The organism is Stenotrophomonas sp. 96582_Sma (genome assembly GCF_056480905.1).
The window spans coordinates 567,915-590,406 of sequence record NZ_CM151122.1 but is presented as its reverse complement, the minus strand read 5'-3'; the positions used below and the strand labels follow the sequence as shown (position 1 = coordinate 590,406).

The window sequence follows — 22,492 nt, the reverse complement described above, 5'->3', positions numbered from 1 at the left end:
CCTTCCGCCTTGATTACCGGTTCCCCCGCATGACCCAACTCGCCTCCAGTTACGACCCGAAGTCCTTCGAGACCGACCTCTACGAGGCCTGGGAGAAGGCCGGCCACTTCAAGCCGTCCGGCACGGGCGAGCCGTACACCATCCTGCTGCCGCCGCCGAACGTGACCGGCACCCTGCACATGGGCCACGCCTTCCAGCAGACCCTGATGGACGCGCTGGTGCGCTACCACCGCATGCGTGGCTACGACACGCTGTGGCAGGTCGGTACCGATCATGCCGGCATCGCCACCGAAATGGTGGTCAGCCGCAACCTGGCGCTGGAAGGCAAGGGCGAGACCCGCGATTCGCTGGGCCGCGAAGGCTTCATCGGCAAGGTCTGGGAGTGGAAGCAGCAGTCTGGCGACACCATCGAACGCCAGATGCGCCGCCTCGGCACCTCCGCCGACTGGTCGCGCAGCACCTTCACCATGGACCCGCAGCCGTCGGCGGCGGTCAACGAGGCCTTCGTGCGCTGGTACGAGCAGGGCCTGATCTACCGCGGCCAGCGCCTGGTCAACTGGGACCCGGTGCTGAAGACCGCCATTTCCGACCTGGAAGTGGAAAGCGCCGAGGAAGACGGCTTCCTGTGGTCGATCGCCTACACGCTGGATGAGGGCCTGAGCTACGAACACGTCGAGCGCGATGCCGACGGCGTGGAAACCCTGCGCGAAACCCGCGACTACCTGGTCGTCGCCACCACCCGCCCGGAAACCCTGCTGGGCGATACCGCGGTGATGGTGCACCCGGAAGACGAGCGCTATGCACATCTGATCGGCAAGAGCGTGGTGCTGCCGCTGACCGGCCGCCGCGTCCCGGTGATCGCCGACGACTACGTGGACCGTGCCTTCGGCACCGGCGTGGTCAAGGTCACCCCGGCGCACGATTTCAACGACTACGAAGTGGGCGTGCGCCACAGCCTGCCGATGATCAACCTGTTCACCCCGGTGGCGGCGCTGAACGAAAACGCGCCGGAGCGTTTCCAGGGCCTGGACCGCTACGCCGCGCGCAAGGCCGTGCTGGCCGAACTGGAAGACCTGGGCATCCTGGTCGAGACCAAGGCGCACAAGCTGCAGGTGCCGCGCGGCGACCGTACCGGCCAGGTGATCGAGCCGTACCTGACCGACCAGTGGTTCGTGAAGATGGACGACCTAGCCAAGCGTGGCCTGGAGCTGGTCGAAGACGGCAGCATTTCCTTCGTGCCGCCGAACTGGATCAACACTTACCGCCACTGGATGAACAACATCCAGGACTGGTGCATCAGCCGCCAGCTGTGGTGGGGCCACCGCATTCCGGCGTGGTTCGACGAAGCCACCGGCAGCTGCTACGTCGGTCGCAGCGAAGAGGAAGTGCGGGCGAAGCACAACCTGGGCAGCGACGTGGTGCTGAACCAGGAAAGCGACGTGCTGGAGACCTGGTTCTCCTCGCAGCTGTGGCCGTTCTCCACCCTGGGCTGGCCGAACGAACAGGCCATGGCCGAGCGCGGCTTCGACCGCTACCTGCCGTCGTCGGTGCTGATCACTGGCTTCGACATCATCTTCTTCTGGGTGGCGCGCATGATCATGGCCACCGACAACCTGGTCGGGAAGATCCCGTTCAAGGACGTCTACTTCACCGGCCTGATCCGCGACGGCCAGGGCCAGAAGATGTCCAAGAGCAAGGGCAACGTGCTCGATCCGCTGGACATCATCGACGGCATCACCATCGACGATCTGGTCGCCAAGCGCACCGGCGGCCTGATGCAGCCGAAGATGGTGGAGAAGATCGAGAAGGCCACCCGCAAGGAATTCCCGGACGGCATTGCTGCCCACGGTGCCGATGCGCTGCGCTTCACCATCGCCGCGCTGGCCACCCACGGCCGCGACATCAAGTTCGACATGAACCGCGCCGAGGGCTACAAGAACTTCTGCAACAAGCTGTGGAACGCCAGCCGCTTCACCCTGATGAACACCGAGGGTGCAGCGTTCACCGGCGTGCCGACGCCGCGCACCGATGCCGAGCGCTGGATCCTGGCGCGCCTGGCGGCGGTGTCCACCGAGGCGCAGGGCCACTACGCCAACTACCGCTTCGACCTGCTGGCGCAGTGCCTGTACGAGTTCGCCTGGAACGAGTTCTGCGACTGGTTCCTGGAGCTGAGCAAGCCGGCACTGAATGGTGCCGATGCCGCCGACGCCGAAAGCACCCGCCACACCCTGCTGTACGTGCTGGAAGCGCTGCTGCGCCTGCTGCACCCGCTGACCCCGTTCATCACCGAACAGCTGTGGCAGCAGCTGGCGCCGCGCCTGGGCCTGGCCGAAACCACGCTGTCGCTGCGCCCGTACCCGACCGCCGCCGAGTTCGAAGGCGATTTCGCCCAGGCCGAGGCCGACGTGGAATGGCTGAAGGCCGTGATCAGTGCCGTGCGCCGCGTGCGCAGTGAGCTGAACGTCGCGCCGTCCAAGCTGGTGCCGCTGCGCCTGCAGGCCGGTCTGGAGCAGGACCGCGTGCGCATCGAACGTTTCAGCGCCTCGCTGTCGTTCCTGCTCAAGCTGGACAGCATCCAGTGGCTGGCTGAAGGCGAAAGTGCACCGCCGGCTGCCGCCGCGATTGTCGGTGAGCTGAAGCTGCTGGTGCCGCTGGAAGGCCTGGTCGATCTCGATGCCGAGCGCGCGCGCCTGGACAAGGAGATCAAGCGCGTGGAAGGCGAGCAGGAGAAGAGCGAGACCAAGCTGGCCAAGTTCACCGACAAGGTGCCGCCGGCGGTGGTCGAGCAGGAGCGCGTGCGCCTGGTCGACTGGAACACCCAGCTGGCCGGCCTGCGCGAACAGCGCGCGAAGCTGTAAGTGCAGGGAAACGCCGGGTACTGCCCGGCGTTTCCTTTTGTAGAGTCGAGCCGTGCTCGACTCATGACAGCAGTCGAGCATGGCTCGACTCTACATTTCCCGCGCATGGCATCATCGGCGGATGCCGCTTTCCATCTTCCTGCTGGTTCTCGCCGCTGCAGCCCTGCACGCCAGCTGGAACGCGATCGTCAAGCGCGGGCCGGACAAGTTCCTCGGCACCGTACTGGTGACCGGCAGTGCCGCGCTGCTGTCGGCTGCCGGCCTGCCCTTCCTGCCATTTCCCGCCGCGCACAGCTGGCCGTGGCTGGGCGCGTCGGTGCTGCTGCAGGTGACCTACTACGGCCTGGTCGCACGCTGTTACCAGCAGGTCGACATGAGCCTGGCCTATCCACTGATGCGTGGCAGCGCGCCGATCCTGGTCGCGTTGGCGGGCACCCTGCTGGGCGAGCAGCTGCCACCGGCAGCGTGGCTGGGCGTGGTGCTGGTCAGCACCGGCATCCTGTGCATGGCATTGGGTGCACGTGGCGGTCAGCTGCGCCTGCCGCTGCTGACCGCGGCGATGATCGCCACCTACACGCTGGTCGATGCGCAGGGCGCGCGTCAGTCCGGCAGCGCACTCAGCTATACGTTGTGGCTGTTCCTGCTGTCGGGCATTCCACTGCCACTGTGGGCGCTGTACACGCGCCGCGGCGCGGTGCTGGACTATGCGCGACAGCACTGGCCGCTGGGGCTGGCCGGTGGCGTCGGCACCACCGCCTCGTATGCGATGGCGTTGTGGGCAATGACCCAGGCGCCGGTGGCGATGGTCTCGGCGTTGCGCGAATCGTCGATCCTGTTCGCGTTGCTGATCTCGGTGTTCCTGCTGCGCGAACGGATTCCGCGCGCGCGCTGGCTGGCGGCGGCGTTGATCGTCGGGGGTGTGTTGGCACTGCGGCTGGCGTGAGGAAAGCGTGCCAACCAAGGTTGGCACCTACCACGGTAGGTGATGTGTCGATGGCAACGGAGATCCATCGGTAGTGCCGGCCGCTGGCCGGCAACCCTGCTCCGTTACAGCGGCGGCATCGCCTGCAGGTCGCCGTCGACCAGTTCGATCGCCATCACCACCGCGTCTTCGCGGCCCTGTGCGGCCGGGTAGTAACGCGGGCGGCGACCGATCTCGTTGAAGCCTTCGCTGTGGTACAAGGCCAGCGCCGGTGTGTTGGACGGACGCACTTCAAGGAACACACGCTGCGCACCCCGGTCGCCGGCCAGCTGTACCAGCGCGCGCAGCAGCTGACGCCCGAGCCCACGCGACTGCGTCAGCGGGTCGATGCAGACGTTCAGCACATGGGCTTCGTCGGCCGCGATGCTGAGTACGCCATAGCCGATCAACTGGCCATCGCGCTCCATGGCCAGGCCCGGATAGCCCGCACGCAGGCAGTCGACGAAGATGCCGCGGGTCCAGGGAAACGGATAGCCGCGTACTTCAATCGCCATCACCGCGTTGAGGTCGCTCTCGCGCAGCGCGCGCAGGCTGACCGGACCGGGCTGGCTGACCGCACTCATGGCGCACCCCGCTTGCGCAGGGCGCGCAGCTGCGGCCACAGCGCGCGCTTGGCGGCCGGGTCCTGACGCAGCTGGTCCAGCGGCCAGCTGTCCATCAGCGCCTGCGTGGCCGGATCATTGGGATTGCAGCCGGACGCGCGCAGCAAGGCGATCTGCAGGCGATCCGGCAGGCGCACCACCGGCTGCCGGGCATTGCCGCCAGGCAGCGGCCGGGCAGCCGCGGGCGCGGTGTCCGGTGCGCTGACCGGGGTCTCGCGGCGCGCTGGCGCCGGGCGTTCCTGGCGGGAAACCGGTGCGGCCGCAGCCAGAGGTTCGCGCGCGGGTGCGGTTGACGCCCGCGCCTGCTCCGCCGCTGGTGTGGCAGCCGCCTCGGCGTCGGCCACGCTCAGCTGCAGCGCGGCATCCAGCTCGGCGGCCAGCTGGCCGTCGTGATAGACGGTGTAGCCCATGGCCTGCAGCCAGGCCTGCTGGGCCGGTGACCACAGCAAGGGCAGGTCCTCGCTCACGCGGCCTCGGGCTTCTTGCGCAGGCGCTGCACGGCCCACATCACCGGGCCCGACAAGGCATACAGGATGCCCACCGCGAACAGCACGCGCGGCAGGTCGATGACCGCAATGGCGATCGCCACTGGCACCAGGGCCAGTACCAGGAACGGCACGCGGTCGGAGCGGGTGCCCTTGGCGCCGCCGCCCTTGAAGCTCCAGAAGCGGATGCGGCTGACCATCAGCAGCGCCGCGATGATCGTCACCGCCAGCGCCACGTAGCGCAGCTGGTTGCCGTCCCAGCCCAGGTTGCCATCGGCGAACGCCCAGACGAAGGACATCATCAGGCCGGCTGCGGCCGGGCTGGCAAGGCCGACGAACCAGCGCTTGTCGACCACCGCTACCTGGGTATTGAAGCGGGCCAGGCGCAGCGCCGCGCAGGCGGCATACAGGAAGGCCACGGCCCAGCCGACGCGACCCAGCAGCGGGTCGTCGAACTTCAGCCACGACAGCGACCAGTGGTACATCACCAGCGCCGGGGCCATGCCGAAGCTGACCAAGTCGGCCAGCGAGTCGTACTGCACGCCGAATTCGCTGCTGGTGCCGGTCAGGCGCGCCACGCGCCCATCCAGGCCATCCATCACCGCCGCCACGAACACGGCGATGCTGGCGTTGACGAAGTCCCCGTTGGCCGCGGCGATGATCGCGTAGAAGCCAGCAAACAGGCCGGCGGTGGTGAACAGGTTGGGCAGCAGGTAAATCGTGCGCGAACGCGGCGGCGGTGTGATCGGGTCCATGGAATCCAGTTTAATCGACTTGCCAGTGCTCGGCGCCAATGCTGCAATCGGCGTTCTACGCCCATTCCGTGGAGTTTGCCATGCGTGCCCTGTCCTGCCTTGGATGCCTGCTGTTGTTGGCCAGTGCCAACGCCGTGGCCGGCCCGGTCTACAAATGGAAGGACGCCAATGGCGTGACCCAGTATTCGGAGACCCCGCCGGCGGGCAGGAAGTTCGAGACCCGGGCGCAGGCGCGCAGTCCCCAGGCGGCGGCCAGCGCCGAGACCCCGGCCGCGCCGGTGCCCGAGCAGTGCAGCACCGCCCGCGCCAACCTGGCCCTGCTGGACGGCGGCGGCCAGGTAATGCAGGACACCGATGGTGATGGCAAGGCCGATACCCCGTTGGCTCCGGAGCAGCGCAGCGCGCAGAAGGGATTGGCTGAAGCCGCCATCAAGGCCTACTGCCCGGCAGAGTAAGGGTATCGGCAGGGCATGCAGCCCTGCACCCGCAGAGGCAATGGCAAGGGCAACGTCAAAAGCGGGCATTCCGTGGAATGGCGGGGCGGTGTCGGAGTGCGGGGACGCCGCAAGTACGTCCCTGTAGGCTTGGCAGCCGCATCCATGCGGCTGACACCCCGCAATCCGACACCGCCCCACCCCCGACAGATTCCCGGTGGTCAGTAGATCCACGCCATGCGTGGATGAATCTCCATGGAAATCGAATAGTTCGAGAATTGATCGAACAGCAGCCGAGCATGGCTCGGCCCTACAAAAGGGCGGCAGATCGCGGAAAACTGTCGAAGGCGGGGTGGGTCCGGTTGCGAGGGCGTGAGCGCCATGGATGGCGCGACCGAGCCACAGGGACGTATTTACGGCGTCCCCCGCAACCGGACCCACCCCGCCATCCCACGGGAAGCCCGCTGTTGCAGTTGCAGTTGACGTTGCTTGAGGCGGGTGCAGGGCGCAGCCCTGCCGATACCCCTCCCCCCGGCCGGGCTGGCAGAATAGGCGTCTCTGCCGTTATCCGAAGCCGACGATGCGCCTCTCCCAGTTTCACCTGCACACCACCAAGGAAACCCCCAGCGACGCCGAGCTGACCAGCCACCGGCTGATGCTGCGCGCGGGCATGATCCGCAAGCTGGCATCGGGCCTGTACACCTGGTCGCCGCTGGGCCTGCGCGTGCTGCGCAAGGTCGAGCGCATCGTGCGCGAGGAAATGGACCGCGCCGGTGCCGTGGAATTCCAGATCCCGACCATCCAGCCGAAGGAACTGTGGGAGCAGACCGGGCGCTGGCAGAAGTTCGGCCCGCAGCTGCTGAAGATCAAGGACCGCAAGGACCAGGTGTTCTGCTACAGCCCGACCGCCGAAGAAGCCGCCTGCGACTTCGCGCGCAGCGAGCTGTCCAGCTACAAGCAGCTGCCGGTGAACTTCTACCAGGTGCAGACCAAGTTCCGCGACGAGATCCGTCCGCGCTTCGGCGTGATGCGTTCGCGCGAGTTCCTGATGAAGGACGCCTATTCGTTCCACCTGCACGATGAGTGCCTGGTGCGCGAGTACGAGAACATGAAGTCGGCCTACAGCCGTATCTTCACCCGCCTCGGCCTGGATTTCCGCATGGTGCAGGCCGACTCCGGCGCGATCGGCGGTGATGCCTCGCAGGAATTCCACGTCATCGCCGATTCCGGCGAAGACGCGCTGGTGTTCTCCACCGGTTCGGACTACGCGGCCAACATGGAAGCGGCGATCGCTGCCGATCCGGCACCGCGTGCGGCCGCCAGCGAAGCCATGCGCAAGGTCGATACCCCCACCCAGAAAACCTGCGAGGATGTCGCGGCGCTGCTCGGCATCGACCTGCAGCGCACGGTGAAATCGGTGGCGCTGATCGCCGGCAAAGGCAAGGCACAGCAGTTCGTGCTGCTGCTGGTACGCGGCGACCATGAGGTCAACGAGATCAAGCTGGCCAAGGTTGCCGGCCTGGACGAACAGCGCTTCGCCAGTGAGGCGGAAATCGCCGAGCACCTGGGCAGCGTGCCGGGCTTCCTCGGCCCGGTCGCCCCGGCCAAGGCCATCCGCGTGGTGGCCGATCGCGAAGTGGCGGCGATGTCCGACTTCGTCGTCGGCGCCAACGAAGCCGGTTTCCACCTGGCTGGCGTCAACTGGGGCCGCGACCTGCCGGAACCGGAAGTGGCCGACATCCGCAACGTGCGTGCCGGTGACCGCGCGCTGGACGGTGGTGAACTGAAGATCGCCCGTGGCATCGAAGTCGGCCACGTGTTCCAGCTCGGCCGCAAGTACGCCGAAGCGCTGGATGCCACCGTTCTGGACGAGAACGGCAAGGCGGCGGTGATGGCGATGGGCTGCTATGGCATCGGTATCTCGCGCGTGGTGGCTGCCGCGATCGAACAGAACCATGACGATGCCGGCATCATCTGGCCGGACGCGATGGCGCCGTGGCAGGTGGTGGTGTGCGTGATCAATCCGAAGGGCGACGCCGCCGTGGCCGACGCCGCGGCCAACCTGCTGCAGGAGCTGCGCGATGCGGGCCTGGACGCGGCACTCGACGACCGTGGCCTGCGCCCGGGCGCAATGTTCGCCGACATGGAACTGATCGGCATCCCGCACCGCGTGGTGGTGAGCGAACGTGGTCTGGCCGCCGGCACCTACGAGTACCGCTCGCGTCGTGCCAGCGAAGCGGAAAGCCTGGACAAGGCCACCCTGCTGCAGCGCCTGCAGGGTTGATCAGGAAAAGACCGGGGCATGCCCCGGTCTTTTTTTGCCTGACGCCCATTTGAGCAATATTGCAGCGGACATAATCCGGTCAAAATCGACGCAATGCAGCCGGGATGCTGCCAGGCCATGACCGGTCTGCATTTGTGCTGCGATTAATTCATCTTTATTCTGTCCCGCGACGCCAGGGACTGGCTCGTCCCGTCCACTTATTAGTTTCCGGAGTAACCGTAAATGAGCATTGACCTGACCGGCCTGTCGGCACGCGAGCTGGGCGCCCTGATCCGCACCGCCAAGAAGCAGCAGACCATCGTCGCCAAGCGCCGGCCGATCACCAAGGTCCGGGCACAGCTGACCAAGCTGGCCAAGACCGAGGGTTACACCATCGAGGAACTGTTCGGCGACGCCCCGGCCCCGCGCGCGCGCAAGGTGGCCAAGGTTGCCAAGGTTGCCAAGGCACCGTCGAAGACCGCTGGCCGCAAGCTGGGCAAGGTTGCGCCGAAGTACCGCAACCCGGCCAATCCGAAGGAAACCTGGACCGGCCGTGGCAAGCAGCCGCGCTGGATGGCCGAGCTGACCGCCAAGGGCAACAAGAAGCCGGAAGATTTCCTGATCAAGAAGGCCTGAGGCCGGATCGGGATGCAATGAAAAACGCCGGCGAAAGCCGGCGTTTTTTCATTCCCCGGAAAGGAAAGGGGTGTGGACCAACGGTCCACATCCACAGGAAGCAGCCCAGAGGGCGATTACAGGGTTTTGCGGGCCGGCATCAGCAGGTTGCCGAACAGCAGGCCAGCGACCAGCGCCATCACCACGTTGAGCACGGTGAGGAACACGCTCTGGCCGGCGCCCACGTCCTGCTGCTGGACCAGGGTCAGCACGCCGCGCAGGCTGGTGCTGCCGGGCACCATCATGATGATGCCGGGCAGGCGGATGATTGCGCCCGGGCGGCCGACGAGGCGGCCGAACAGATTGCCACCGGCGGTCAGCAGCATCGCCGACAGGAAGATGCCAGCCGGCGCGCCCCAGGCGTGGCCACCGAACTTGGAGATCGCATAACCAGCCACCGAGGCCGCGATCACCCACGGATAATCGCGGCGGTTGGCCTTGAACAGCATCGCGAAGGCAAACGCCGCGGTCAGCAGTGAGCCCCACTCCACCCACGGCCCCTGCGGACGCGTGGCGCGGATCACCGGATCGAGGCCGAGCACGTCGGCCAGGGTCACCGCGATCATCGCGCCGACGCTGAGCTTCATGATGGTGGTCAGCGCGCCGGCAAAGCGCGCGGTACCCGACACCCAGTGCTGGCTGGCCAGTTCATTGACCGCATTGGTCAGCGACATGCCGGGCAGCAGCACCACCAGCGAGGCGATGATCACCGTGTTGAGATTGAGCGCGCCGATGAAGGACGCGACCAGGGTGGCGACCAGGCCGGCCAGCAGCGCGGCCAGTGCCTCGGCGGCTTCGCGGGTGGCCGGGCGACGGTCGGTGACCATGCCGAGCAGGCCGATCATCAGGCCAATGACACCGGCGGTGGCAATGTCCAGCCACGGCAGCTTCCACATGCCGGCCACACCGGCCGCGCCGAGGGTGAACGAAAGGATGGTGCGCAGCTTGCCGCGCCGGCCCGGATCCTTGTCCAGCTGGCGCAGCGCGGTGTGGCCCTGGGCGATGCTCATCCGCCCGTTGGCCACTTCCTCGGCGATATGATCGGCCACGCTGAGCTTGTGCAGGTCGTTCTCGCCGGGGGCCAGGCGGATCACGCGGGTGATGTCACTGGAGCCGATCGCCTGCGCAGGGTCGCTGAAGCTGAGGATGATACCGGTGGGATTCGACCACGGTTCACAATCCAGATCGAGCTGGCGGGCCAGTGCCACCACTGCCGTTTCCAGGCGCTGGGCCGTTGTGCCGTAGCTGTGCAGGCGTCCGGCGATCTCGGAAACGAAGGCCACGCGCTGCGCGTAGGTGGCCTGGGGCGTGGGGATCGTGTGAGCGTCTGCGGACATGCGCCGTAGTATTACCTAGGCTGGGCCTTACCGGAGAAATTCATCCGAGTTCGACGCGATGCCCAATACAGAACGGTTATGCTGCGACCCGAATGGCCCAAGTGACCCCGAACCACGCCCCCCAGCTCGAACAGGATGCCCATGACCCGGGCGTGATCCGCCTGTCCGGCACCTGGACCTTGAAGACCGCGCTGGCCGCGGCCGAAGTGCTGCGCGGCGTTCCCGACACGCTGACCGGCATCGATGCCACCGCCATCGAGAAGATGGATTCGGCCGGCGTGCTGCAGGTGCTGCGCGTAGCCCACCGTGCCGACCTCGGCGAAGACGCACTGAAGTTCCGCCCGGACCATCAGGCGCTGGTGTGCACCATCGAGGAAGTGGCCGACGACCGGCCCAGGCCCAAGCGCGATTTCGGCGTGCTGGCCGCGCTGGAACGGCTGGGTGTCAGGGTCCATGCCACCGGCCACAACATCAAAGCGCTGTGCAGTTTCCTCGGCGAGAACCTAGTCAAGGCCGCACGCCTGGTCAAGGAACCCCGCCGTTTCCGTCTGACCGCCACCGTGCACCAGATGGAGCAGGTCGGGCTGGACGCGGTACCGCTGGTGGCACTGCTGTCCTACCTGGTTGGCGCGGTGATCGCCTTCCTCGGCTCGACCATCCTGCGCGACTTCGGCGCCGAGATCTATGTGGTCGAACTGGTCAACATCGCCTTCCTGCGCGAATTCGCGGTACTGCTGACCGCGATCGTGCTGGCCGGCCGCACCGCCAGCGCCTTCACCGCGCAGATCGGTGCGATGAAAGCGCGCGAGGAAATCGATGCGATGCGCACTCTGGGCCTGGATCCAATCGACCTGCTGGTGCTGCCACGGCTGCTGGCGCTGCTGGTCACCCTGCCCCTGCTGACCTTCATCGCCATGGTCGCCGGTCTGGCCGGCGGCATCACGGTGGGTGCGTTCGACCTGGATATTCCGCCGCAGATGTACATCGCGCGCATGCACGAGACGATGGAAGTGCGCCACATGCTGGTCGGCCTGTCGAAGGCGCCGGTGTTCGCGCTGGTGATCGGCCTGATCGGCTGCCTGGAAGGCCTGAAGGTCGAAGGCACGGCGCAGTCGGTCGGCGAACGCACCACCTCCAGCGTGGTGCAGACCATCTCGCTGGTGATCATCATCGACGCCTTCGCGGCGTTGTGGTTCATGCACATGGACTGGTGACATGAGCACGCATGCGACGCCCGAAGAAATTCCCATGCAGGACGACAACGGCCACGAGCTGGCCATCCGCGTGCGCGGGCTGGTCAACCGCTTCGGCAGCCAGACCGTGCATGAGGACCTGGACCTGGATGTACGCCGCGGCGAGATCCTGGGCGTGGTGGGTGGTTCGGGTACCGGCAAATCGGTGCTGATGCGTTCGATCCTCGGCCTGCGCGTGCCCGATGCCGGGCAGATCGAAGTGCTCGGCCGCGACGCGCGTGCCGACGATGCTGAGAGCCGCCTGCACATCGAGCGCAACACCGGCGTGCTGTTCCAGGACGGTGCCCTGTTCTCCTCGCTGACCGTGGGCGAGAACGTGCAGGTGCCACTGAAGGAGCACCATCGCGAACTGCCCGAGCGCTGGCACTACGAGCTGGCGCTGCTGAAGGTGAAGCTGGCCGGCCTGCCCGCCGATGCGATCAACAAGCTGCCCTCGCAGTTGTCCGGTGGCATGCGCAAGCGCGCCGGCCTGGCCCGAGCGCTGGCGCTGGATCCGCCGCTGCTGTTCCTGGACGAACCGACCGCAGGCCTCGACCCGATCGGTGCGGCTGCATTTGACCGCCTGATCAAGACCCTGCAGGAAGCGCTGGGACTGACCGTGTTCCTGATCACCCACGACCTGGACACGCTGTACGCGATCTGCGACCGGGTCGCGGTGATCGCCGACCGCAGGGTGGTGGCCAACGCGCCCTTGCCTGACATCGAGAAACTGGATCATCCGTGGATCCAGGAATACTTCCACGGACCCCGCGCGCGTGCCGCGCGTGGCGAACAGATCGAGAGTGCCTGAGCCATGGAAACCAAAGCCAACTACGTGCTGATCGGCGCGTTCACCCTGATCACCGGCCTGGCCCTGCTGGCCTTCGGCCTGTGGGCCGCCAAGTACTCTTCCGACCGCACCTGGCAGGAATACCGCGTGGTGTTCCGCGAAGCGGTGACCGGCCTGTCTGTGGGCAGCCCGGTGCAGTACAACGGCATCGCGGTGGGCTCGATCACCGAACTGAACCTGGTACCGGACGACCCGCGCCAGGTGGTCGCGCGCATCCGCCTGAACTCCAACACGCCGGTCAAGACCGATACCCGCGCCAAGCTGGCGATCACCAGCCTGACCGGCCCGTCGATCATCCAGCTCAGCGGTGGCACGCCGCAGTCGCCGGCGCTGACCACGGTCAACAAGGACCCGGCGCCGATCATCCCGACCACGCCGTCGGCGTTGCAGAACATCACCGACGTCGCCAACCGCATCGTCGAGCGCATGGACCAGATTCTCAGCGACCGCAACGTGGCTTCGATCAACGCGACACTGGCCAACCTGGAAACCATCAGCGGTGGTCTGGCCGACCGTGACCAGGGCACGCAGGCGCTGCTGCTCAGCGCGCGCGACGCCGCGCGCAGCCTGGACACCACGCTGAAGACCACCAACGGCACCATCGAGCGCCTGGACAAGAACCTGGTGCAGCAGCTGCCGGGCATCATCGACAAGCTCGACGGCACTCTGGCCAAGCTTGATTCGGCCGCAGGCAACGCCGATTCGATCCTTGGCGAGAACCGCGCTGCCATCAACAGCTTCGCCAACGATGGCCTCGGCCAGCTCGGCCCGACGCTGACCGAACTGCGCGGCCTGATCCGCGACCTGCGCCGGGTCAGCGACCGCCTCGAGAACAACCCCGCGCGCTACCTGCTGGGCCGCGACGCACCGAAGGAGTTCGAACCCAAATGAGCCCGACCACCCTTCCGCGCCTGCTGCTGGCCGCTTCGATGGTCACCCTGCTGGGCGGCTGCTCCATCCTTGGCAGCAGCGAGAAAACCGCAGTGACGCTGTACTCGCCGTCCGTGCAGGTCAAGGCGGACCCGGCGTGGCCACAGGCCAGCTGGCAGCTGGTACTGGCCAAACCCAGCGCCGCGCGCATGGTCGACAGCCCGCGCATCAACGTGCGGCCGACGCCATCGCAGCTGGAGATCTACAAGGGCGCCAGCTGGGCGCAGCCGGCCACCGACATGATCGAGGACACCCTGCTGCGCGGCTTCGAGGATTCCGGCCGCATCCGCGGCGTGGCCCGCAGCACCGCCGGCATCCGCGCCGACTACAAGCTGTCCACCGACGTGCGCCGCTTCGAATCGGATTACCAGGGACAGGCCACGCCGACGGTGGTGATCGAGGTCAACGCCAAGCTGATCCACGTCGCCGACCAGCGCGTGGTCGCCGACCGCACCTTCCGCCAGGCGCAGCCGGTCGGCAGCACCGACGTACCGGCGGTGACCGCGGCCTTCGAGCGCGGCCTGCAGCAGCTGGCACAGGAGATGGTGGGCTGGACGCTGACCAGCGGGCAGGCCGACCAGCCGACCGTCGCGCGCTGATCGATCAGCGCGGCGTGATCCAGCGGAACGTCAGGTTGATCCGCTCGCCCTGCACCCGCGCCATCTTCGGCAGCGCGTGCTGATAGAACTGTTGGGTCTGACCGGCCATCACCAGCAGATCGCCGTGGCCGAGCAGATACTCGGCCTTCCGCGCCGGGTCATCGCGCCGGCGTAGCAGGAAGCGCCGCGCCGCGCCCAGGCTCAGCGAAGCAATCACCGGGGCCGGCCCCAGCTCCGGCTCGTCATCGCTGTGCCAGCCCATGTAATCACCGCCGCCGCGATAGCGGTTCAGCAGCACGCTGTTGAAGCGGCCGAGGCCCTCCACCTGCAGGCGATCACGCATGGCCTGCAACGCGGGTGGCCAGAAGTGCGGCACGAATTCAGCCCCCGAATAGCGGTAGCGCGCCTGCGGATCGCCGATCCAGCAGCTCAGCCGCGGCGAATCCACCCAGTTGCCGAACATGCGGATGCGGTGGACTTCCCAGGGGACTTCGGCCTGCAGCACGGACAGGAGCCGGTCGGCATCGGTCGCGGCCAGCCAGCCCGGCAGGTGCTGGACATCGGCATCGGGCAGGTCGTGAGGGAACAGCATGGCGCCATGTCTTCAGATGAAATCAGCTCCAGCTTGCCCGATTTGCCCGGTTCAGTCACAGACGGGACAATGCTCCATCTCGACCTATCCTTCCAATTCAACTGATGCCGCGCCTTAAACCCAGCCAGTCCAGCTCTGCATCTGACCAACGGAGTGAACGGTGAAGCTCCGTCGTTACCTTGATGCAATCCAACGCTCGGTTCAGCGCCACGGAGGCGGATTGCCGGGGCTCTGGTCGGTGGTCCGTCGCGCACTGAAGATTGCACGTGTCATGGGTATCGGTGGACTGCTGCGCCGCGTGCGCACTTCCGGCGCAACTCATCACGCGAGTACTCCACCAGTATGCGACACACCATTGCCAGCACCAGTCCCACTGGAGCTGATTTCATTGAAGGTCGGAGTGATGGCGCATGTCTTCTATCCGGACCTGATTGAAGAGCTGGCCTCGTCGCTGGAACAGATGCCAGTTCCCTATCGGCTTATGGTCTCGGTGGTGGATGACGTCGCTGCAGAGCAGGTTCGTGCACGGTTTGGGCAGCTTCCCAAGCTGATCGACCTGCAGGTAGCGAAGGTAGCCAACCGTGGCCGCGACATCGCGCCACTGATGCTCGCATTTGAAACCAGCATCCGTGAGCTGGACGTGGTGGGCCACGTACACACCAAGAAATCGCTTTACACCGGTAGCACCCAGGAACAGTGGCGACGCTATCTACTGGCATCGCTGTTTGGTGACCACGATCGCCTGGCTTGGTTGCTTGGCGTGCTGCAGGCGGCCCCGGATTTGGGGCTGGTCTATCCGGAAACCCATGCGTCACTACCGCCATGGGCACATACTTGGCTTTCCAACGCTTCAATAGGTCACGCTTTGTGCGCCCGCCTGGGTCTGGGGTGGGACGGCACCGGCTACTTCGATTACCCCGCCGGCTCGATGTTCTGGGCGCGAGTGGATGCCCTGCGGCCACTGTTCGAGCTGAGACTTTCGTTGGATGAGTTTCCCGCAGAGCAGGGCCAGATCGATGGCACTCTGCAGCATGCGATCGAACGTCTTTTCGCATTGATCGCTCGCGATCGTGGCTATCGAATCGGCGTACTGCCGGCCGATGGCAGTCGCCACATGGCCACCGAAGGTGAGCGAAATGCCGGTGCTGCCTTCAGGTATCCGCTGGCAGAGCAACTACGGATGGCGGGCATCGAAGCCAGGGTGGTGACGCTGGATGTATTCGACACCATGGTTCTGCGCCCCTTCACGACGCCAAATGGCGCGCGCCAACTGCTGGCACTTCGTGCTGAACGCATATCGGGATTGACTGCGTTCGCCGAGATTCGGGAGGACGCGGAAATCGCAGAACGGCAACGTCTGGGCCGCGATCCGGAACTGGCCGAAATCTACCAGCAGGTGGGACGCATCGGGCACCTTGACGGCGCCATGGCCCAGCGTCTGCTGGCACTGGAAGTGCAGACAGAGCAGGAGCTGTTGCGCCCGCGCCAGGGGCTTCTGGAAGCACTACCGACGTTGGCCGGAAAACGGCTGATCGCTCTGTCGGACATGTACCTGCCCGCAGCTGTACTGCGCAGCATACTGCCACCACCAGTGGAAGCCATTACCGACACCTGGTGGATCTCCTGCGAAACCGGGCACCGTAAGGATGCCGACGACAGCTGGGCGCGATGGGCGGAGCAGTTGGCAATATCTCCGGATCATTGGCTGCATGTGGGCGACAATGAACATTCTGATGTCCAGCTGCCGCAACGTGCCGGCCTGATCAATCCGGTCCACGTGCTACGTCCCGGCGCACTGTTCGACATGGTCCCCGCTCTGCGCACCTTGCGCCATCGTTCAGCAGCGCAGGCACCTTGGCCTGAGCAGCTATGGCGTGGGTTGCTGGCCAATCGTTTGACGTACATAGCCGACACCGCCCCACATCGCGTGTACCCGACGCCACAACTTGCAGCGGAAGACACGGGCTACTGCGTGTTGGGTCCCATCCTGCTTGATTTCCTGTTGACAACCGCCACTGCCGCCCAACGGCGGGGTATCGGTTCAATCCTGCTGCTCGCTCGAGAAGGCCATCTGCTGGAGCAGGCTTGGACGCTGTTGGCCAAGGTCCATTCCGGAATGCGAGCACTGCGCACAGAGTATTTTCTTGCATCGCGGCGCTCCACGGCCTTGCCGGCACTGGCAGCGGATGCAGATCTATCTGCCGTACTGGCCGGTAGCTTCAACGGCAACATGCGGCAACTTCTTGTGGCACGCCTTGGCACGCAGGCCATGGACGTGATTGCCCAAGTTGACTCTACGCTGCTGGAGCGCGACGTCTTTTTGCCTGAAATGGCAGACACGGTCTCGCTGTGGCTGCAACCTGCACTTCCCTCCCTCCTTGAGCTGGCCGAGCAGAGCCGACAGATCTGGCAAGCGCGCCTGTCAGAGGCCACTGGCGGCGAACCAGCCATGGTCGTCGATCTGGGTTATGCAGGAACCATCCAGCGCAATCTGATCCGCCTTAGCGGCGAACCGATTGGCGGCCAGTACTTCGCCTTGCGGGAAACGGCCAAGCAGCTGGACGGATTGGGCTGGGCTGAAGCGCGCTACTTCGACGGCCGCCAGGATCCCTCAGGCTCATCCTTGATCCTTCAGCACGACCTCTTGCTGGAAGCACTGCTAAGTGCCCCGCACGGTCAGTTCAACGGCTACTTCCGCGACATGAGTGGAGTGGTGCACGGCGAGTTCGGCGAACAGACCTTGGGGGAGCGTGGACTGGAAGCTCTCGCCGCAGTGCAGACTGGCGCGCTCGCATTCATCAGTGATGTCTGCTCGGCGGTCGGCACGGACGTTGTCAGCATCACGCTCGATGAACGGAGTGTGCTGGAACCACTGCGCCTGCTTGCCGAGGGAAGCTGGCAGGCAGGCACCTGGCTGCAGGATTTGGCCACCGAAGACGACTTCAGTGGCCGTGGCAATGTAGCCGTGAGCAGGCCTTACTGACGGAACGCGACGCCGGTCTTTTCCTTCAGTTCTTCATCGCTGACACCCGGCGCGGCTTCCACCAGCAGCAGGCCCTTGTCCGTCACGTCGAACACGGCCAGATCGGTGATGATGCGGTCGACCACGCCCACACCGGTCAGCGGCAGCGTGCATTCGGTCAGGATCTTGTGCTCGCCGTTCTTGGCGGTGTGCTCCATCAGCACCACCACGCGCTGCACGCCGGCCACCAGATCCATCGCGCCGCCCATGCCCTTGACCATCTTGCCGGGCACCATCCAGTTGGCCAGGTCGCCCTTATGGGTGACCTGCATGGCGCCGAGGATGGCCAGGTTGACGTGGCCGCCGCGGATCATCGCGAAGCTGTCGTGGCTGCCGAAGTAGCTGGCACCGGCACGTGCGGTGACGGTCTGCTTGCCGGCGTTGATCAGGTCGGCGTCCACTTCGGCATCGGTCGGGAACGGGCCGATACCGAGCAGGCCGTTCTCCGACTGCAGCCACACATCCACGCCTTCGGGAATATGGTTGGCGACCAGGGTCGGCAGGCCGATGCCCAGGTTCACGTAGGCGCCATCAGTCAGTTCGCGGGCGGCGCGTGCCGCCATCTCATCGCGGGTCCACGCCATGTCAGTTGCCCTCCGCGCGGATGGTGCGCTGTTCGATACGCTTTTCTGGATGCGGGTTGTGCACGATGCGGTGCACGTAGATGCCCGGCAGGTGCACCAGGTCCGGATCGATGGCGCCGACCGGCACCACCTCTTCCACTTCCACGATGCAAACCTTGCCGGCCATCGCGCAGGCCGGGTTGAAGTTGCGCGCGGTCTTGCGGAACACCAGGTTGCCTGCTTCGTCGGCCTTCCACGCCTTGACCAGCGCGACATCGGCACGCAGCGCGGTCTCCATCACGTAGTGCTTGCCGTCGAACTCGCGGGTTTCCTTGCCCTCGGCCACCACGGTGCCGTAGCCGGTGGCAGTGAAGAACGCCGGGATGCCCGCGCCGCCGGCACGCAGGCGCTCGGCCAGGGTGCCCTGCGGGTTGAATTCCAGCTCCAGCTCGCCGGCCAGAAACTGGCGCTCGAATTCCTTGTTCTCGCCCACGTAGGACGAAATCATCTTCTTGATCTGCCGGGTTTCCAGCAGCTGGCCCAGGCCGAAACCATCGACGCCGGCATTGTTGGAGATCACGGTCAGGCCCTTGGCGCCACTGTCACGCAGCGCGGCGATCAGGGCCTCGGGAATGCCACACAGGCCGAAGCCGCCCACGGCCAGCGTCTGGCCATCGGCGACCACCCCTTGCAGGGCCTCCGCCGCACTGGCGAAGCGCTTGCCGCGCTTGCCGGTGGAAGTCGATTGCTGCATTGCTGTACTACCCTGCACGTTGAGGATGACCGCATTCTAGCTGGAGGGCGGCGAAGGGCCTGGATGCGCCGCAGCATTGACGGAGCACCAGGCGGGCATTGGGTAGAATGGGCGATTCCACGCAGAAGGGTGCTTCAGCGCCTACGCCCCTCGATCTACGATGACGCCGACCTTCACAGACGAAGACCTGTTCCGCTGGATCGACGAATGGACACTGCAGAAAAGCGAGCAGTGCCTGGGTGGCGTGCGCAACCGGCAACTTCGCGATGGCCTGCTGACGGCCGAGGTACAGGGTTCGGCCAGGCATCCCTACTACGTGGAGATCGATCTGACGGCCAGTACGCGCACCGCGCGCAGCCGCCTGCAGAGTGCCTGTTCCTGCCCCGTCGGCCGCACCTGCAAGCATGTGGCGGCGGTGCTGGTCTCGTACATGCTGGATTCGCTTGCCATGGACGACGAGAGCCCCCTGACCGAACAGGACCTGGCGCAACCGCCGCGTCCTGAACTGCTGGCGGAGCTTTCGCGTTGGAAGAGCGCGCGGATCCGGCCGGCCCAGCCACGCCGGAACGGTGTCATCTTCGAACTGTCCACCTACAACCACCACCCCGCCGTGCTGGTCCGGCGCGTCAAGTACGGGACCGATGGTGCGATCAGCACGGGCAAGTGGATGGATATCACCGCGGACCTGCTGCTGGATCCTCCGGCCTATCTCACGCCGACTGATCTGGCGGTGATGATCCAGCTACGCACCCAGCGGCAGCCCGCGACGAAGGACGAATGGATCGACTTCGCGGCCACCCTGCAGTTGATCGTCTCCAGCGGCCATGGCTGGGTCTCCTGCGGTACGCACGGCGACGTGCCGGCCCGGTCAGGAGCTCCACGCCGCGGCGAACTGGGCTGGACCGTTGGCATGACGCAGGGCGCGACGCTGCTGGAACCCGCGTTGAGCGTGGAGGGCGGCGCCAGAGGCGTGGTCCTGGGCCGGAGTGCGTGCTATCTGGACCCGGTCACCGGCGAGGTCGGTCCGCTGCTGCTGGATGTCAGGGCCGAGGACGCCGACGCCTTCCTGAGCCTGCCCAATCTGTTACCCAACGAAGAAGCGGTGGTCGCACAGATGCTGCAACAGATCGACCCTGCCCTGCCGCGCCCCGGTGCAAGCGACACACTGCCCACCCTGCAGATCAGCGCGATGATCCCCGTGCTGCGCCTGCATACGATTGAGTTCCGGCCGGCGTGGCTCGGCCGCCGCGACCCGTCGCAATGGGCCGATATCGCGACCGTGGCCTTCGAGTACGACGAGCACGTGCGGTTCCTGGATGATCCGAGCCTGTTCGCACTCGATCCGGAGGGCCAGCTCGCCCTGCTGCCCCGTGACCTGGCTGAGGAATCACGGCGCGAGGCCGAGCTGCGCACGGTGGGACTGTATCGCGACACGGACCCGCGGGCGTCATTGGACGGCGCTGGCCCGCAGTTCCAGCTGCGCACCCATGACTGGACACGGTTCCTGCTGGATGACGTGCCGCGCCTGGAAGCCTTGGGCTGGAAGGTGGAGACTGACGACGACTTCCGCCATCGCATCACCCGGGTGGATGAGATCGACCTGGACATCCAGGCGGACCCGGCGGATGCGGGCTGGTTCAACCTGGGTCTGGACATCCAGGTGGAAGGCCGCAACGTATCGATGGTTCCGCTGCTGCAGCAGGTGCTGCAGTCCGATCCCCGCTGGATGCGTGGCCAGCTGGACGCCATCGGCGACGACGAGAACGTCCTGTTGATGGCAGGCGACAACACCCGCCTGGCACTGCGGGCCGCGCGACTGAAGCCGATCATGGCCCTGTTGGCGGACCTGTTCGCCCAGCGTGGCGCGCCGCTGCGCTTGTCAGCGCTTGACCGTGGCCGCCTGCAGGCACTGCAGGACACGGCGCGCCTGCAGTTCCGGGGCCGCAAGGATACCCAGGCGCTGGTGCAGCGGCTGATGCAGGCACCCGCACTGGGCGAAGTGCCGCCACCAGCGGGGCTGGTGGCAACGCTGCGTCCCTACCAGCTGGAGGGCCTGTCGTGGCTGCAGTACCTGCGCCAGCAGGGGCTGGGCGGGGTGCTGGCCGATGACATGGGGCTGGGCAAGACCCTGCAGACACTGGCGCATCTGCTGGTCGAGAAGGAAAGTGGCCGCCTGGACCGGCCGGCGCTGCTGGTGGTGCCGACCTCGCTGCTGCACAACTGGCAGAGCGAAGCGGCACGCTTCACCCCGGGCCTGCGCGTACTGACCCTGCACGGACCGGCACGTGAAGCACTGTTCGAGGCGATCCCCGAGCACGATCTTGTACTGACCACGTATCCCCTGCTGTGGCGCGACGAGCAGGCGCTGCAGGCACATGCCTACCATCTGCTGATCCTCGACGAGGCCCAGCAGGTGAAGAATCCGAAATCGCGTGCGGCGGTCACCCTGCGCACGCTGCAGGCCCGCCATCGCCTGTGCCTGACCGGTACGCCGCTGGAAAACCATCTGGGCGAACTGTGGACGCAGTTCGATTTCCTGCTGCCCGGCCTGCTCGGCAGCGAGAAACAGTTCAACCAACATTGGCGCCATCCGATCGAACGCGGCAGCGACCACCGTCGCGCCACGTTGCTGGCGCAGCGTCTGCGCCCCTTCATCCTGCGCCGGCGCAAGGATCAGGTCGCGTCAGAGCTTCCGCCCAAGACCCTCATTACCCGCGCGGTGGAGATGGAGGGTGGCCAGCGTGATCTCTATGAAACCGTGCGTGCCGCGATGGAAAAGCAGGTGCGCGAAGCCATCAGCGGCAGCGGGCTGGCGCGCAGCCATATCGTGGTGCTGGATGCCTTGCTGAAGCTGCGCCAGGTCTGCTGCGATCCGCGCCTGCTGCCGGGCGACGCCCCTGCACGCAATGCCGGCTCGGCCAAGCTGGAGCTGCTGCGCGACATGCTGCCGTCGATGGTCGAGGAAGGCCGGCGGATCCTGGTGTTCTCACAGTTCACCGGCATGCTGGCGCTGATCGCGCAGGCGCTGGAGGAGCTCGGGCTGGCCTATGTGACGCTGACCGGCGACACCCAGGACCGGGCCACGCCGGTGCAGCGTTTCATGCAGGGCGAGGTACCCGTGTTCCTGATCAGCCTGAAGGCGGGTGGCGTCGGGTTGAACCTGACTGCTGCAGACACCGTCATCCACTTCGATCCCTGGTGGAACCCGGCGGCCGAAAACCAGGCCAGTGACCGCGCCCATCGCATCGGCCAGCAGCAGCCGGTGTTCGTCTACCGGCTGATCGCCGCAGGCAGCATCGAAGAACGGATTGCCGAGCTGCAGGAACGCAAGGCCCTGCTGGCGGAATCGATTCTGGAAGGCGGCGGCAGCACGGGTCCACGCTTCAGTGAGGAAGACGTCCAGGCGCTGCTGGCGCCGTTGCCGGGCCTGCCGGCCAAGCGCACCCGCCGGCCAGGCCGACGATCGCCGCAGGCCTGATCCGTGGCGCCAGTCAGGTGGCGTTCTCCGATGGAAACGATTCCCAAACGGGACTGGGACTACAATTGAGGGCTGAGCTCA

Annotated in this window: 18 protein-coding genes; 11 read left to right on the top strand and 7 right to left on the bottom strand. The window is 66.1% G+C overall.

From position 1 onward, the window contains the following. The first annotated feature begins 29 nt into the window (after positions 1 to 29). Both ACZK2R_RS02695 and ACZK2R_RS02690 read left to right on the top strand, forming a co-directional pair. Positions 30 to 2,858 (top strand): valine--tRNA ligase, encoded by a 2,829-nt coding sequence (locus ACZK2R_RS02695; RefSeq protein WP_180838735.1) that lies wholly within the window; start codon positions 30 to 32, stop codon positions 2,856 to 2,858. A 121-nt stretch (positions 2,859 to 2,979) separates the two neighbouring features. After that, on the top strand, positions 2,980 to 3,801 hold the full coding sequence (locus tag ACZK2R_RS02690) for an EamA family transporter (RefSeq protein ID WP_121504845.1): 822 nt from the start codon (positions 2,980 to 2,982) through the stop codon (positions 3,799 to 3,801). 104 nt (positions 3,802 to 3,905) lie between these two features. Here the strand turns inward: ACZK2R_RS02690 and rimI are convergent, their stop codons facing one another. From rimI to pssA, 3 genes are read right to left on the bottom strand one after another with little or no spacing between them, the layout of a single operon-like run. Then, positions 3,906 to 4,403, bottom strand: coding sequence for a ribosomal protein S18-alanine N-acetyltransferase (rimI, locus tag ACZK2R_RS02685; RefSeq protein ID WP_032128003.1), 498 nt, complete (start codon positions 4,401 to 4,403; stop codon positions 3,906 to 3,908). Then, a complete protein-coding gene (locus ACZK2R_RS02680; RefSeq protein WP_180838736.1) occupies positions 4,400 to 4,909 on the bottom strand; it encodes a hypothetical protein in 510 nt (169 codons plus the stop codon). Before ACZK2R_RS02680 ends, rimI begins: the two co-directional genes overlap by 4 nt. After that, the gene (pssA, locus tag ACZK2R_RS02675; protein WP_019660986.1) at positions 4,906 to 5,682 is read right to left on the bottom strand and encodes a CDP-diacylglycerol--serine O-phosphatidyltransferase; all 777 of its coding nucleotides are present in this window, start codon (positions 5,680 to 5,682) and stop codon (positions 4,906 to 4,908) included. Before pssA ends, ACZK2R_RS02680 begins: the two co-directional genes overlap by 4 nt. Before the next feature lie 80 nt (positions 5,683 to 5,762). Here pssA and ACZK2R_RS02670 point away from each other — a divergent pair, with 80 nt between their 5' ends. The 3 genes from ACZK2R_RS02670 (at position 5,763) to ACZK2R_RS02660 (ending at position 9,015) form a co-directional block, all read left to right on the top strand. Further along, complete coding sequence (locus tag ACZK2R_RS02670) at positions 5,763 to 6,137, top strand: DUF4124 domain-containing protein (protein ID WP_100437948.1); 375 nt, start codon at positions 5,763 to 5,765, stop codon at positions 6,135 to 6,137. 559 nt (positions 6,138 to 6,696) lie between these two features. Beyond that, positions 6,697 to 8,400: a proline--tRNA ligase gene (locus ACZK2R_RS02665; RefSeq protein WP_180837596.1), complete on the top strand. Its 1,704-nt coding sequence runs from the start codon at positions 6,697 to 6,699 to the stop codon at positions 8,398 to 8,400. A gap of 222 nt (positions 8,401 to 8,622) precedes the next feature. After that, positions 8,623 to 9,015, top strand: coding sequence for an H-NS histone family protein (locus ACZK2R_RS02660; protein ID WP_065179138.1), 393 nt, complete (start codon positions 8,623 to 8,625; stop codon positions 9,013 to 9,015). Between the two features lie 116 nt (positions 9,016 to 9,131). Here ACZK2R_RS02660 and ACZK2R_RS02655 read toward each other — a convergent pair whose 3' ends face one another. Continuing rightward, a complete protein-coding gene (locus tag ACZK2R_RS02655; protein WP_049398420.1) occupies positions 9,132 to 10,391 on the bottom strand; it encodes a threonine/serine exporter family protein in 1,260 nt (419 codons plus the stop codon). Positions 10,392 to 10,483: 92 nt separating this feature from the next. On the opposite strand from ACZK2R_RS02655, the gene ACZK2R_RS02650 reads away from it, so the two are divergent. The 4 genes from ACZK2R_RS02650 to ACZK2R_RS02635 are packed head-to-tail and all read left to right on the top strand — an operon-like array spanning position 10,484 to position 14,002. Beyond that, entirely contained in the window at positions 10,484 to 11,605 is a 1,122-nt protein-coding gene (locus ACZK2R_RS02650; protein WP_478487749.1) for an ABC transporter permease, read from the top strand. Position 11,606: 1 nt separating this feature from the next. Next, positions 11,607 to 12,434, top strand: coding sequence for an ABC transporter ATP-binding protein (locus ACZK2R_RS02645; protein ID WP_121504842.1), 828 nt, complete (start codon positions 11,607 to 11,609; stop codon positions 12,432 to 12,434). A gap of 3 nt (positions 12,435 to 12,437) precedes the next feature. After that, positions 12,438 to 13,364, top strand: coding sequence for an MlaD family protein (locus tag ACZK2R_RS02640; RefSeq protein ID WP_014035909.1), 927 nt, complete (start codon positions 12,438 to 12,440; stop codon positions 13,362 to 13,364). Beyond that, on the top strand, positions 13,361 to 14,002 hold the full coding sequence (locus tag ACZK2R_RS02635) for an ABC-type transport auxiliary lipoprotein family protein (RefSeq protein ID WP_032127996.1): 642 nt from the start codon (positions 13,361 to 13,363) through the stop codon (positions 14,000 to 14,002). The genes ACZK2R_RS02640 and ACZK2R_RS02635 overlap by 4 nt, the downstream gene beginning before the upstream one ends. 4 nt (positions 14,003 to 14,006) lie before the next feature. Here ACZK2R_RS02635 and ACZK2R_RS02630 read toward each other — a convergent pair whose 3' ends face one another. Continuing rightward, positions 14,007 to 14,594, bottom strand: a complete 588-nt coding sequence (locus tag ACZK2R_RS02630; protein WP_032127995.1) for an alpha-ketoglutarate-dependent dioxygenase AlkB family protein — start codon at positions 14,592 to 14,594, stop codon at positions 14,007 to 14,009. Positions 14,595 to 14,754: 160 nt separating this feature from the next. Here ACZK2R_RS02630 and ACZK2R_RS02625 point away from each other — a divergent pair, with 160 nt between their 5' ends. Beyond that, positions 14,755 to 17,577: an HAD-IA family hydrolase gene (locus ACZK2R_RS02625; protein WP_180837594.1), complete on the top strand. Its 2,823-nt coding sequence runs from the start codon at positions 14,755 to 14,757 to the stop codon at positions 17,575 to 17,577. Here the strand turns inward: ACZK2R_RS02625 and ACZK2R_RS02620 are convergent. Both ACZK2R_RS02620 and ACZK2R_RS02615 read right to left on the bottom strand, forming a co-directional pair. Further along, positions 17,571 to 18,200 (bottom strand): CoA transferase subunit B, encoded by a 630-nt coding sequence (locus tag ACZK2R_RS02620; RefSeq protein ID WP_049424915.1) that lies wholly within the window; start codon positions 18,198 to 18,200, stop codon positions 17,571 to 17,573. The genes ACZK2R_RS02625 and ACZK2R_RS02620 overlap by 7 nt on opposite strands. A gap of 1 nt (position 18,201) precedes the next feature. Beyond that, positions 18,202 to 18,933, bottom strand: a complete 732-nt coding sequence (locus ACZK2R_RS02615; RefSeq protein ID WP_180837593.1) for a CoA transferase subunit A — start codon at positions 18,931 to 18,933, stop codon at positions 18,202 to 18,204. Between the two features lie 160 nt (positions 18,934 to 19,093). Between ACZK2R_RS02615 and ACZK2R_RS02610 the strand changes: the two genes are divergently transcribed. After that, a complete protein-coding gene (locus tag ACZK2R_RS02610) occupies positions 19,094 to 22,411 on the top strand; it encodes a DEAD/DEAH box helicase (protein ID WP_180837592.1) in 3,318 nt (1,105 codons plus the stop codon). Positions 22,412 to 22,492: the final 81 nt, after the last annotated feature.

Bases quoted from the DNA above. Each gene is read 5' to 3' on its own strand.
- ACZK2R_RS02690 (WP_121504845.1), top strand. From the start codon at position 2,980: ATGCCGCTTTCCATCTTCCTGCTGGTTCTCGCCGCTGCAGCCCTGCAC.
- ACZK2R_RS02615 (WP_180837593.1), bottom strand. From the start codon at position 18,933: ATGCAGCAATCGACTTCCACCGGCAAGCGCGGCAAGCGCTTCGCCAGT.
- pssA (WP_019660986.1), bottom strand. From the start codon at position 5,682: ATGGACCCGATCACACCGCCGCCGCGTTCGCGCACGATTTACCTGCTG.
- ACZK2R_RS02630 (WP_032127995.1), bottom strand. From the start codon at position 14,594: ATGCTGTTCCCTCACGACCTGCCCGATGCCGATGTCCAGCACCTGCCG.
- ACZK2R_RS02665 (WP_180837596.1), top strand. From the start codon at position 6,697: ATGCGCCTCTCCCAGTTTCACCTGCACACCACCAAGGAAACCCCCAGC.
- ACZK2R_RS02660 (WP_065179138.1), top strand. From the start codon at position 8,623: ATGAGCATTGACCTGACCGGCCTGTCGGCACGCGAGCTGGGCGCCCTG.
- rimI (WP_032128003.1), bottom strand. From the start codon at position 4,403: ATGAGTGCGGTCAGCCAGCCCGGTCCGGTCAGCCTGCGCGCGCTGCGC.
- ACZK2R_RS02655 (WP_049398420.1), bottom strand. From the start codon at position 10,391: ATGTCCGCAGACGCTCACACGATCCCCACGCCCCAGGCCACCTACGCG.
- ACZK2R_RS02695 (WP_180838735.1), top strand. From the start codon at position 30: ATGACCCAACTCGCCTCCAGTTACGACCCGAAGTCCTTCGAGACCGAC.
- ACZK2R_RS02610 (WP_180837592.1), top strand. From the start codon at position 19,094: ATGACGCCGACCTTCACAGACGAAGACCTGTTCCGCTGGATCGACGAA.
- ACZK2R_RS02645 (WP_121504842.1), top strand. From the start codon at position 11,607: ATGAGCACGCATGCGACGCCCGAAGAAATTCCCATGCAGGACGACAAC.
- ACZK2R_RS02670 (WP_100437948.1), top strand. From the start codon at position 5,763: ATGCGTGCCCTGTCCTGCCTTGGATGCCTGCTGTTGTTGGCCAGTGCC.
- ACZK2R_RS02640 (WP_014035909.1), top strand. From the start codon at position 12,438: ATGGAAACCAAAGCCAACTACGTGCTGATCGGCGCGTTCACCCTGATC.
- ACZK2R_RS02620 (WP_049424915.1), bottom strand. From the start codon at position 18,200: ATGGCGTGGACCCGCGATGAGATGGCGGCACGCGCCGCCCGCGAACTG.
- ACZK2R_RS02635 (WP_032127996.1), top strand. From the start codon at position 13,361: ATGAGCCCGACCACCCTTCCGCGCCTGCTGCTGGCCGCTTCGATGGTC.
- ACZK2R_RS02650 (WP_478487749.1), top strand. From the start codon at position 10,484: ATGGCCCAAGTGACCCCGAACCACGCCCCCCAGCTCGAACAGGATGCC.